Annotated in this window: 11 protein-coding genes and 1 tRNA gene; 8 read left to right on the top strand and 4 right to left on the bottom strand. The window is 73.2% G+C overall.

Translation table 11 applies throughout. From position 1 onward, the window contains the following. Both AC1C2W_RS08560 and AC1C2W_RS08555 read left to right on the top strand, forming a co-directional pair. On the top strand, positions 1–856 hold an 856-nt coding region (locus AC1C2W_RS08560), incomplete at its 5' end, for a helix-hairpin-helix domain-containing protein (RefSeq protein ID WP_495412870.1). 140 nt (positions 857–996) lie between these two features. Then, entirely contained in the window at positions 997–2,163 is a 1,167-nt protein-coding gene (locus AC1C2W_RS08555; RefSeq protein ID WP_495412869.1) for a glycerophosphodiester phosphodiesterase family protein, read from the top strand. Positions 2,164–2,206: 43 nt separating this feature from the next. Here the strand turns inward: AC1C2W_RS08555 and AC1C2W_RS08550 are convergent, their stop codons facing one another. Beyond that, positions 2,207–2,608 (bottom strand): DUF6841 family protein, encoded by a 402-nt coding sequence (locus AC1C2W_RS08550; protein WP_495412868.1) that lies wholly within the window; start codon positions 2,606–2,608, stop codon positions 2,207–2,209. A 35-nt stretch (positions 2,609–2,643) separates the two neighbouring features. Here AC1C2W_RS08550 and AC1C2W_RS08545 point away from each other — a divergent pair, with 35 nt between their 5' ends. Further along, positions 2,644–3,252 (top strand): hypothetical protein, encoded by a 609-nt coding sequence (locus AC1C2W_RS08545; protein ID WP_495412867.1) that lies wholly within the window; start codon positions 2,644–2,646, stop codon positions 3,250–3,252. 69 nt (positions 3,253–3,321) lie between these two features. Here the strand turns inward: AC1C2W_RS08545 and AC1C2W_RS08540 are convergent, their stop codons facing one another. Beyond that, entirely contained in the window at positions 3,322–4,167 is an 846-nt protein-coding gene (locus AC1C2W_RS08540; RefSeq protein WP_495389489.1) for a serine protein kinase RIO, read from the bottom strand. A 328-nt stretch (positions 4,168–4,495) separates the two neighbouring features. Between AC1C2W_RS08540 and AC1C2W_RS08535 the strand changes: the two genes are divergently transcribed. Beyond that, entirely contained in the window at positions 4,496–5,350 is an 855-nt protein-coding gene (locus AC1C2W_RS08535; RefSeq protein ID WP_495412866.1) for an MBL fold metallo-hydrolase, read from the top strand. A gap of 4 nt (positions 5,351–5,354) precedes the next feature. Here AC1C2W_RS08535 and AC1C2W_RS08530 read toward each other — a convergent pair whose 3' ends face one another. Further along, positions 5,355–6,179, bottom strand: a complete 825-nt coding sequence (locus tag AC1C2W_RS08530) for a metal-dependent hydrolase (protein WP_495389163.1) — start codon at positions 6,177–6,179, stop codon at positions 5,355–5,357. A 236-nt stretch (positions 6,180–6,415) separates the two neighbouring features. Here AC1C2W_RS08530 and AC1C2W_RS08525 point away from each other — a divergent pair. Next, positions 6,416–6,500 (top strand) — tRNA-Leu (locus tag AC1C2W_RS08525). Positions 6,501–6,878: 378 nt separating this feature from the next. Beyond that, positions 6,879–8,567 (top strand): DHA2 family efflux MFS transporter permease subunit, encoded by a 1,689-nt coding sequence (locus tag AC1C2W_RS08520; protein WP_495412865.1) that lies wholly within the window; start codon positions 6,879–6,881, stop codon positions 8,565–8,567. A 10-nt stretch (positions 8,568–8,577) separates the two neighbouring features. Here the strand turns inward: AC1C2W_RS08520 and AC1C2W_RS08515 are convergent, their stop codons facing one another. Then, positions 8,578–9,621, bottom strand: coding sequence for a DUF2776 family protein (locus tag AC1C2W_RS08515; RefSeq protein ID WP_495389165.1), 1,044 nt, complete (start codon positions 9,619–9,621; stop codon positions 8,578–8,580). 208 nt (positions 9,622–9,829) lie between these two features. On the opposite strand from AC1C2W_RS08515, the gene AC1C2W_RS08510 reads away from it, so the two are divergent. After that, the gene (locus tag AC1C2W_RS08510; RefSeq protein WP_495412864.1) at positions 9,830–11,056 is read left to right on the top strand and encodes an AI-2E family transporter; all 1,227 of its coding nucleotides are present in this window, start codon (positions 9,830–9,832) and stop codon (positions 11,054–11,056) included. Between the two features lie 32 nt (positions 11,057–11,088). After that, the gene (locus AC1C2W_RS08505) at positions 11,089–11,688 is read left to right on the top strand and encodes a GNAT family N-acetyltransferase (RefSeq protein ID WP_495389167.1); all 600 of its coding nucleotides are present in this window, start codon (positions 11,089–11,091) and stop codon (positions 11,686–11,688) included. The last annotated feature ends 134 nt before the right edge of the window (positions 11,689–11,822 follow it).

Here is an 11,822-nt window from a genome sequence, read left to right as displayed (position 1 = left end):
GGTTGAGCCTGTCGAAACCCCGCCGGTTGAGCCTGTCGAAACCCCGCCGGTTGAGCCTGTCGAAACCCCGCTGGTTGAGCCTGTCGAAACCCCGCCGGTTGAGCCTGTCGAAACCCCGCCGGACGGGGGGTTCGGGCCGGAGCCGGACCCGGCGCTGGCGGTGCGCCTCGGGCTGTCCGCCGTCCGGGGGATCGGGGACGAGCTCGCCGAGCAGATGGTCGCCGAGCGGGAGGACGGCCCGTTCCGGGACCTGCGGGACCTGGCCCGCCGGGTCGGGCTCAGCACCTTCCAGCTCGAGTCGCTCGCGACCGCGGGCGCGACGGAGGGGCTCGGCACGGGACGCCGGGAGGCGCTGTGGGCGGCGGGCGCCCTCGGTCAGGAGGGGCCGGGCACCCTGCCGGGTGTGTCCGTCGGGGTCGACGCCCCGACGCTGCCGGGTATGACCTCGGTCGAGGTCGACGTCGCGGACGCCTGGGCCACCGGCATCACGCCGGGCTCGGCGTCGCCGCTGGAGCACGTGCGCGAGGGCCTGGAGCGGGCGGGCGTGCTCACCGTCGCCCAGGCGTTCGCCACCGAGGCCGGCCGGCGGGTGGCGGTCGGCGGCGTCGTGACGCACCGCCAGCGCCCGGGCACGGCGGGCGGTGTGACGTTCCTGTCGCTCGAGGACGAGACGGGGCTGCTCAACGTCATCTGCACGGTGGGCCTGTGGCGACGGTTCGCCGCGGTGGCCCGCGCCGCCCCCGCGATGGTGGTCCGCGGCCGGGTGGAGAGCGCGGACGGCGCGGTCAACCTGCTCGCGGAGCACCTCGCGCCGCTGCGTCTGCCGGTGGCCACCCGATCGCGGGACTTCCGGTGAGGGGCGTCGTCACGGTGCCCGGGCCGGACGGGGAGAGGGCTCGGCGCCCGTTGCGAGGACGCCGTGAGTTCACCGTGCCGTCGCCGACACGCCGCGCCCGGTCCACGCGGCGGCCACGGGGCGGGTCGACGCTCGACGGCATGCGAACACGACAGGTGCTGAGCTCTGTGCTGCTCGCCGGGGCGCTGGTGGCGACAGGCGTCGTCCCCGCGACCGCCGCCGATGCCCCCGCCGGCGCTCGACAGGGCGCCGGCCAGGAATCTGAGCGCGGACGCGGCCAGCACGGGCAGCGGACGTTCGACCTGCAGGCACACCGGGGCGGCGTGGCGATGACGGTCGAGAACACGCTGCCCGCGTTCGCGAAGGCCCTCGAGCTCGGCGTGAGCACGCTCGAGCTGGACGTGCAGATCACCGCGGACGGGTACGCGGTCGTGACCCACGACCGCGATCTCAACCCCGCCAAGTGCGTGGACACCGGGCCCGCGTTCCCGGACGACCCCGAGTACCCGTACGTGCCCGGCACCACGTACATCAAGGACCTCACGCTCGCCCAGGTGCGCACGATCGATTGCGGGTCCCTGCGCCAGCCGCAGTTCCCGGACCAGGAGGTGCACCCCGGCGAACGCCTCCCGCTGCTGTCGGAGGTCTTCGACCTCGTCAACGACTACCGGGCACGCCAGGTCACGCTGAACGTCGAGACCAAGGTCGAGGCGGGCGCACCGGAGCAGACCGCGCCGCGCGAGCAGTTCGTGCAGGTCGTGGCGCGGGAGGTGCGCCGCGCGCGCCTCGTGGACCAGGTGACGATCCAGAGCTTCGACTGGGGCTCGCTCATGCGAATGCGCGAGGTGGAGCCGCGGCTGCCGGTCGTGGCGCTGACCAACGGCCAGCAGTTCCTGCAGCAGAGCCAGGCCGGCGCGTCGCCCTGGCTCGGCGGCCTCGACATCGACGACTTCGACGGCTCGCTGCAGGAACGGTTCGTCGCGGCGGCGGTGTCGTTCGGCGCCGACGCCGTGTCCCCGGTGCACGGCGACCCGCAGGACGGCACCGTCGACGACCCTGGCTACGTCGTCTTTACCACGCGCCGGCTCGTGGACGCCGCCCATGGCGAAGGCATGCGCGTGATCCCATGGACGGTCGACGACCCCGCGACGATCGAGTTCCTCATGGACCTGGGGGTCGACGGGCTCATCACCGACGCCCCGGACCTGTTGCGCAGCATCATGGCCGAGCGACACCTCAAGCTGCCCAAGCCGTACCACGCGCGGCGGCACCGCGAGGCGCCGTCGCCCGCGGGCGACATGGGCTGATCACCACGGGCCGGTCGCGGAGGGCAGCCCCCGCGCCGGGCGGTCAGTCGACGGGTGCGAGGACGCAGACGGCGAACGTGCTCCGCCCGCGGCGGAGCAGGTAGCGGACCCGTTCGGTCGCGCTCTCGCCCGCGAGCTCGTCGCGGTAGCTCCATCGCACGTCCACCCACAGGAGGCCCCAGCCTGCCTCGTCGACGGCCACCACCTCGGGGACGGCCGCGACGGCCTCGCGGGCGTCGTCGGCCATGGGGCGCGACCGGTGCAGGTCCAGGACCTCCTCCGGCGAGGTCAGGACGCTCGACGCGGTCTGGCCGGCGTGCAGGGCGGGCAGGTCGAAGCGCTCGGTGAGGTCCTCCAGGTCGCCCGCGCCCAGCGCGAGCCCGAGGTCCGCGAAGAAGGTCGCCAGCGCCTCGCCGTCGTACGTGTCGGCCGGCTCGGTCCCCATCCGCCCACGGTAGCGCCGTGGCATCATCAGCGCCCATGAGCCCTCGTGGTGCGCGACGCCTCCTGCCTGCCGGTGCCGTGCTGCTGCTCCTGTCCGCGTGCGCTCCCGCGGGCCCCGCCGGCGGGGACGACGTCGCCGCGGCGGCGGCCCGATGGGGGACGGCGCCCCGGTACGTGCTGACCACGACGGCGACGGGCTTCGATCCGGTGCCGATGTCGGCCGGCGCCTACGGCACCGACGGGTTCTCGCTGATCTTCTCGGACGACACGGGCAGTACCTTCCTGCTCACCGCCACGGGCGACGCGATGAGCGCGGACGACTGCGCGACCGGCCAGGTCAGGGACACCACCGGCGGCTCGGTGGACGGTCCCGTCATGTGCACGGTGGAAGGGGAGCTGTTCCACCGGACGTCCGGGGAGGCGGAGGAGTTCGTCGTCGTGCGCGACGGGGTCGAGCTGCGGGTCTCGGGGCCCGCGGTCGACCGGGCCTCCCTCCGGGAGGCCGCGGAGCACGTCCGCGTCCCGACCGACGACGAGCTGGCGGAGCTGGTGTCCGAGGCACCCACGACGCAGGAGCCGGTCGAGCGCGGCGACCTGCCGCCGGGGGACGGCGCCCCCGACAACAGCGTGGGCCTGGGTGGCTGAGGGCACACCGTCAGGTCGGTGCACGGGCACGCCCCGAGCTTCGTCGATGGGTGAAGGGCGCCGCGGCCGCTACCAGGCCTGCGCGAAGACGTCGGCGAACAGCTCGTCGGGGTCGACGTCGAGTCCTCGAGCGGTGAACCACGTGCAGACGTTGCGGCAGTCGCGGTGCAGCAGGTCCGCGCCGAACGGGTTCGCCACGAGGTCCACGACCTGGGGCAGGTCGATGATCACGAGGCGTCCCCCGTTGTCGGCGTTGTCGGCGCCGTCGACGAGGATGTTGTACGGCGACAGGTCGCCGTGGGCCCACCCGAGGCGGGAGATCACCCCCATCCCGCGGCGCAGCTGGTCGAACCACTCCGCCAGCAGGTCCGGCGCGGGCCGGGTGCGGGCGAGCCGGGGCGCCGCCTCGTAGGTGCCGTCGTCCGTCTCCCCGCCGACGAACTCCATGAGAAGCTCCGTGCCGTCGATCTGCACGGGGTAGGGGACCGGTGCGCCGGCGTCCCAGAGCCTCGACAGCGCCAGGAACTCGGCGTCGGCCCACTGGGTGGCGGCCACGGCCTTGCCCCACGACGACTTGCGGTCCTCGATGGCGCGCTGGTCGCGGGTGCGCCGCACGCGGCGCCCGTCGGTGTACTCGCCGTCGCGGTGGAACTGCCGGTGGTCGCGGCTGCGGTACCGCTTGGCGGCGAGCAGGCTGTGGCGTGTCGGGTCGTCGGGCACGGCGCGCTCGAGGAGGAAGACGTCCGCCTCCTTGCCGGTCTTGAGGATGCCGAGCTCGGTGTCGAACGCCGCGTCGGCGGTGACGACCCAGTCGGGCCGCGGATCGGGGCCGCGCTGGCCCTTGGTCACGGACGTCCAGGTGGACCACCGCTGGTCGGGGCCGGGCTCTGCCGGGAGGACACCGTCGGCCGGCAGGGCGGCGGCGAAGGGGAGAGGGGGAAGGTCGTCGATCTGTTCGTTCCGGGGGTGGTGCTGGTGCACGCGAGACTCCTGCTCAGGCAGAGGAGCTCGCTTCGCGGCCCCTCAGGATCGGGTGGTGACCGCCCGCCGGAGAGTCTCCGGGTGGGCGCACGTGACGACGTCGTCCATCGTTCTGCCCTCCTTCGCTGCGGGCCCGCGCCGATCGCGTGCCGCCAGCCGAGAGCATGCCAGCGGGTCCTCGCGTGGGTCCAGGTCTTTTCGGTTCGGCCTTTTCTTCGCGTTCGGCCTTCTTCCCGCTCGTCCCGCTCCGTATCGTGCGGGGATGGGATTCGTGCCGGTCGTCGACGACGACGAGGGGGTCGCCGTCCGCACCAGCAGGCGGCTGAGCACCACGACCACCCTCGTCCTCGGACGGCACGGGGAAGCCGGGCCGGGCGCCCTCCTCGTGGACCCGGCGTGGGAGGCGGACGAGCTCGCGGCGATCGCCGCCGAGGTGCGGGCCCGCGGCGCGCGGGTGGTCGCGGGGTTCGCGACCCACGCCCACCACGACCACCTGCTGTGGCACCCGGACCTCGGGCTCGACGTGCCGCGCTGGGCGACCCCGCGGGCCGCCGGGGTGGCGGCGTCGGCGCGCGCCCGGCTACGCGCCGAGGCCCGCGCGGACGCGCGGCGCTACGGCGGCACGCCCTCCCCGCCGGAGGTGCTCGACCTGATCGGGCGCGTCGCGCCTGTGCCGCCGGGCGACCGGGGCGTCCCCGACCCGGAGGGTGTGCTGCCACCCACCGAGATCGTGACGCACGAGGGCCACGCCCCCGGGCACGGGGCGGTGTGGCTGCCGCGCAGCCGCGTGCTCGTCGCGGGGGACATGCTCAGCGACGTCGAGCTCCCGCTGCCGTGCGACGAGTTCACCGGGCCCGGCATCGGGGTCAGGGGTGCCGCGGCGCGCGACGTCGCGACCTACCTCGAGGGGCTCGAGCGGCTCGCGCCGTACGTCGCGCGCTGCGCCGCCCTCGTGCCCGGCCACGGGGCACCGACGACGGATCCCGGCGCCCGGCTCGACGCCGACCGGCGCTACCTCGACGCGGTGCTGGCGGGCCGGCGCCACGACGACGCACGGCTCGCGCGCCCCGACATGGCCGCCGAGGACCGCCGGCTCCGCGACGCCGTCCGGGGCTGACGGGTCACGAACCGAGGGTGGTCGCCCAGGCCGTCGCCTGCTCCCAGACCGGCTGGGTGTCGTAGCCCATCTGCGCGAGGGCCGCCCAGACCACGCCGACGACGGCGTAGAGGCTGACCGGGGTCATGACCAGCCACTCGCGCCACGACCCGGCGTCGCCCAGGATCGGCAGCGAGAGGTTGCCGCCGTCGCGCCACACGTCGTCGAACGGCAGCACCCGGAAGCGGCGCACCCAGTACGGGGAGCGGAACTTCAGCGGCCACAGGAGGGGGACGCCGGCCGTGGTGAGCATGTCGCCGATCACGTGCACGGCGCAGCCGAGCGCCACGCAGAACGGCATCCAGTTCCACTCCTCGGGCGCGAAGACGGCCACGCAGGCGGCGAGGAACAGCGACAGCGTCCAGTTCCACCAGCGGCGCCCGCCGGTGACCTTCCACGCGCGCAGCGCGAACGCGATGAGGAGCACCGCCAGGATGCCCGGGCCGACGAGCACCTCGCCGAAGGCCTCCGTGCGGATCGAGACCATGCCCATCACCCAGGCGATCGCGGTGAAGACGGCGATGCCGAGGATCGAGTGGGTGCCGTTGCGGTGCCCGCCGGAGACGGCCGCGACGATCTTGGCCACGCCCTCGGAGACGGGCGGCAGCGAGTGCGCGATGGTCCCGTTGTGGTGGTCGGCGTCGGGCAGCAGGGCCGCCCCCGCGCACACGAGGGCGCCCGTCATCACCCCGACGTCGGAGACCGGGTGCCAGCCGAACGCGAACGGGGCCGTGGACGTGACCGCGACCCAGGCCGCCGCTCCCGACGCGGCGTGGTGCCCACCCATCATGACCTGCGGCGCTCCTGTTCTCGGCGTGCCCGACGACTCGTCCAGTTCCTCACCCTTGACCGGTTGGTCCTCGGGCCGAGGAGGACGCTACACGCCGCCGCCGACGCGCCGGGCGAGCGTTCCGGCGACGTCAGGAGGGGCGGTGCGGGCGGGCCGAGGATTGCGAGAGCCCGGCCTGCCCGTGCTATGTTTTTCCCCGCACCGAGACGGCGTTACGACGCTGTCGAGGTCCACTCGTCCGGGTGGCGGAATGGCAGACGCGCTAGCTTGAGGTGCTAGTGCCCTTTATCGGGCGTGGGGGTTCAAGTCCCCCTCCGGACACTCGTTGAGACAGCGACGACGAAGGCCTCCCGGTCCACAACGGGGGGCCTTCGTCGTTCCGCGACGGAGCGTCCGTGGCCGGGTGTGGCACCGTACATCACGGCTGCCGTCGGCGCGATCGCTTCGAGACGCACGGTCGCTTCCAACTCCCACTTCCACCTCCCGATGACCGGTCCTGTCGACCCTGCGACGGCGCGGAGCGCAAGGGCTTGACGGTGGCGTAGGCCGGTCCCCGGGCGGGGTCTCGGGGCCCGTCCTACCGTGGATGCACGCCCGTCAGGACGGACTCGTTCCTCGGCCCTGCCCCGTCTGCTCTCCGCCTGACCGCACCGGAGAGCGACTCCGCGCCACGATCGCCCTGCTCGAGGAGGAGTGTCCATGAGCACGCAGCCGAACGGGTCGAGCGGAACCGGCGCGGCATCGGCGGCAGCACCGCCGAGCGGGGCCAAGGACCACCGGTGGGCGGGGCTGGTCGTCCTGGCGACCGCGCTGTCGATGATCGTGCTGGACGGGACGATCGTGGGCGTCGCGCTCCCCACGATCATCCGGGAGCTGCGCCTGGACCTGAACGACGGCCAATGGGTCAACGCGTCCTACTCGGTCGTGTTCGCGGCCCTGCTGCTGTCCGCGGGTCGCCTGGGCGACCGGCTGGGCCGCCGCAACCTGCTCCTCGTGGGCGTCGTGGTCTTCCTGGGCGGCAGCATCCTCGCCTCGCAGGCCGACGGCGCCGGGACCCTGATCACGGCGCGCCTGGTCCAGGGGATCGGCGGTGCACTCGTCCTCCCGGCGACCCTGTCGACCGTCAACGCGACGTTCCGCGGCAAGGAACGGGCGATCGCGTTCGGCGTCTGGGGCGCGGTGATCTCGGGCATGGCCGCGGTCGGGCCGCTCCTGGGTGGCTGGCTCACCACGTCGTTCACCTGGCCGTGGATCTTCCTCGTCAACATCCCGATCGGTGTGGCGGTCATCATCGGGGCACTCCTCGTGGTCCCCGAGACCCGCGCGCACATCACGGTGCCGGGGCTCGACGGTCTCGGCCTCCTGACGAGCGCGCTCGGGTTCGGCGCGGTCGTCTTCGCGCTCATCGAGGGGCAGTCGCTCGGCTGGTGGGCGCCCGAGGCCGAGCTCAAGGTCTTCGGCCTTGTCTGGGGGACGGGCGCCCCGATCTCGCCCGTGCCGGTCATCGGCGCGATCGGCGTGCTGTTCATCGTCGCGTTCGTGCTCTGGGAGCGGCACCGCGCGCGGATCGCCCGCTCCGCCCTGCTCGACCTCTCGCTCTTCCACATCGCGACGTTCCGCTGGGGCAACCTCACCGCGATGCTCGTCGCGATCGGCGAGTTCGGCCTGATCTTCGTGCTCCCGCTCTACCTCGTGAACATCCTGGGCCTGACCACCATGGGCGCGGGCCTGGTGCTCGCGACCATGGCCGCGGGCGCGTTCTTCTCGGGGGCCATGGCCCGGCATCTCGCCGCCGCGATCGGCTCGCCACGCACGATCGTCCTGGGCCTCGTGCTCGAGGTCGTCGGCGTGCTCGCGGTGGCCCTGGTCGTGACGCCGACCGTGTCGTCCTTGCTCGTCGCGGCCCTTCTCGTGATCTACGGACTGGGGCTGGGCCTCGCGTCCGCGCAGCTCACGGGCACGACCCTCGTCGACGTCCCGGCCCAGGAGTCCGGCCAGGCGTCCGCGGCGCAGTCCACGGCCCGCCAGCTCGGCTCGGCGCTCGGCACCGCATTCATCGGGGCGGCGCTCGCGATCGGCCTGTCGACCACGGTCCCGCCCGCCCTGGAGACGGTCGACGACGTCCCGCCCGCCGTCGCGACCCAGATGGCCGACGCGACGCAGCAGTCGGCGGGCGGCACCATCCCGGAGCTGCGCGCCGAGGGCACCCGGAGCCAGCTCGGCGAGAAGACGCCTGAGGTCGTCGGCGCACTCTCCGACGGGTTCAGCGACGGCACCCGGGTCTCCCTGTTCGTCGCCTCGGGATTCCTGCTGCTGGGCCTGCTGTGCTCGCTGCGGGTCGTCGCGGCGGCGCGACGCGAGGAGCCCGAGCGGGGTGCGACGTCGTGACCGCTCGCGACTATTTCGAGGTCCCGGCCTCGAGGATCGACACGATCGAGAACAGCGTGAAGCAGACCGCGCCGAGTCCCACCAGGACGTGCGCACCGACGAAGTAGCCTGGCTGGGAGAAGGTCGCCTCGAAGAGGAACGCCGCGAAGAACAGGCACGCGAGCGCCGTGGCCACCGGGATGATCGGGATCCGGTTGGCGAGGGCGAAGACCTGGCGCCACACGAGCGCGAGCAGCAGCACCTTGGACAGGATGCTGAAGCAGATGAGGCCCAGACCGATCAGCACGGTCCCGGGGGCCAGGCGCGCCGACTCGTCCGAGCCGAACAGCACCACGAGCCCCAGGACCACGTTGACGGTTCCCATCGCGACGACCCACCACGACCAGCGGTAGCGCTCGGCGTCGCCGAACTCGTTGCGCACCTGTCGCACGATGCTCGCGACGAGCGCGACGAGCGCGGAGCAGATCAGTGACAGGCCGGTCATGACGTGTCCCGCGACCAGCGCGGTGTTGCCGCCCTTCGCGTAGAGGGTTACCGCGACCACGAGCCCGATCAGTGCGAGCAGCGCGGGGATCGCGATCAGCACGGCACCGACGCCACGTGAGTAGGCACCTTCCGGCGCACCGCCCCCGACGGGACGCGCAGCGCTCTTCTGAATGAGCACGAACTTGGTCGACGCGGTGGCCACGGTGCTCACGCATCCCGCGATGAACCCGATGCCGAGCACCACGTGCCCGGCCGCGACGAACTGCGGCTCGTCGCCCCGGGTGATGATCGCGACGCCCCAGATCACCGTCGCGAGGGCGACCGCGTACCCGAGCGCCGGCAGCGCGACGACCCAGAACTGGCCGTACCGGTGGACGAGCTGGCGGATGATCGTCGCAGCGGTCGTGAAGAGCGCGATGCAGATCGCCGCCAGGGCGATGTTGACGTGGCCGGCGACGAAGTGGTCCGCGTCGTCACCGCCAGACAGGACGTAGAGCCCGAATGCGAGGCATACCGCCCCCATCACCAGCGGTATCGCACGGAAGAGGACACTGATCGTCGGGTTCATGCTCACCCCTCGGCCGGGACGTACCGTGCGGGCAAGCGTAGGTCAGGCGACGGACGACGGCCCGTCGGAGAGCCCTGACCGCCCTACTCGACGAGGCCGCTGCGCCCGGGCCTGCGGCGACACGGCCGGACCGCCGTCCCGCCGGGGCTGTCGCGGTGCGGCACACTGGGGGCACGTGAGGGGCACGGTCGGCGAGAGGAGCCCACGGGTGTCGAAGCACTCCAGCGAGAATGTCCCCGCCTGGCTGCGGTCCTCGGCCGGATGGTCGTGGCGGCTCATCGCCCTGACGGCCGCCGTGGCGCTCGTGTTCTGGGCGACGGTGCAAGTGCAGCTCGTCTTCGTGGCCGTGTTCCTCGGGCTCGTCTTCGCCTCGGTGCTCAACCCGGTGGCCGGCTTCTACGCGAAGATCATGCCCCGCCCGCTGGCCACCGCGCTCGCGATCCTCAGCGCGTTCCTCGTCCTCGGCGGCCTGATCACGTACGTCGTGGCGTCCGTGGCCGGCCAGTGGGAGCAGCTCGCCGGCCAGTTCGACACGGGCGTGCAGCAGATCCTCAAGTACCTCGAGAGCGGGCCGTTCGGCCTGTCCGTGACGGTCGACCAGATCAACGAATGGATCAACCAGGGCCGTCAGTGGCTGACGGACAATGCCGACTCGCTGGTCAGCCAGGCGGCACAGAGCGCGGGGTCCGTCTTCGAGGGCTTCGCGATCTTCGCTCTCGCGATCTTCAGCACCGTCTTCTTCGTCGCGTCGGGCGGGAAGATGTGGCGGTGGTTCCTGGGGCAGATCCCGGAGCAGCACCGCTCGCGGTGGCAGGCCGCGGCGGGTGCCGGCTGGTACAGCTTCTCGGGCTATGCCCGGGGCACCGTCATCATCGCCTTCACCGACGGCGTCCTGGCGTTCATCCTGCTGACCATCCTCGGCGTGCCGCTCGCGGCGCCCCTGGCCGTCCTCGTGTTCATCGGCGCGTTCATCCCGCTGATCGGCGCGCCGCTGGCGATGATCATCGCGGCCGTCGTGGCGCTCGCGGCCAACGGGATCGTCACGGCGCTCATCGTCACGATCGGCATCGCGCTGATCGGCCAGCTCGAGGGGCACGTGCTCCAGCCGCTCATCATGGGTAAGCAGGTCGCGCTGCACCCGCTGGTCATCGGCCTCGGCGTCACGGCCGGCACGGTGCTGGCCGGGATCCTGGGCGCGATCGTCGCCGTCCCGCTCCTGGCCGTCGCGTGGACGGTCTTCTCCACCCTGCGGGGCGACCGCCCGCATCCGGAGCGCAACGGGTCCGGGGAACCGGACGACGGGTCGCCGCCCGGCGAGGACGGCGGACAGGACGACGCAGGGCACGAGGACGCGGGGTCGGACGAGGCGGGGTCGGAAGAGGTGTCGCACAGCGACGGTGCCGCGCGCTCGGGGGGCGTCGGACAAACAGCGTGAACCGGCTCCGGGGCGCGTGCCAGGATGCGCGCATGGAACCGTTCGTCCTCGCCACCGACCGCGTCCGTCTCTCCGTCCCGACGGGCGCCGACGTCGACCGGATCGCCGACGTCTGCGCCGACGCCGCCATCGCGCGGTGGACCACGGTGCCCACGCCGTACGGCCGGTCGGACGCCGAGGGGTTCGTCACGGGGATGGTCGCCGAAGGCTGGGCCCGGGAGAAGAACTTCACCTGGGCGATCCGGGAGCCTGGCGGCGTCGACGGCCCGGTGCTGGGCATGGTCGGCGTCAGCTGCGAGGACGCCCCCGGCACGGACCGCATGGGCGAGCTCGGGTACTGGTGCGCCCCGGACGCGCGGGGCAGGGGCCTCACGACCGAGGCGGCCCGCCTCGTCGTCGACTGGGCGCTGGACCCGGAGGGCCTGGGCCTGGCGCGTGCGCACTGGCTCGCGTACGTGGGCAACTGGCCGTCGCGGCGCGTCGCCTGGAAGCTCGGGTTCCGGTACGAGGGCACGCTGCGGCGGTTCGGACTGCAGCGGGGCACGCGGCACGACTCGTGGGTGGGTTCGCTGCTGCCGGACGACCCGCGCGAGCCGAACGAGCCGTGGCCGGCCGAGGCATCCGCCGCCTGACCGGCCCCGATATCGGGTTGCCGCGGGCGCAGGGGGCGTGGCATGGTCGTCGCCGTCCCTGCGGCTCCCGCCGTGCGTGAGAGGGGACGGCTCCCGGACGAGAGGCGGCCACGGCGATGACGGGCACCCAGGCC

The organism is Isoptericola sp. Y581 (genome assembly GCF_059445475.1).
This window is presented reverse-complemented; position numbering and strand designations above follow the sequence as displayed.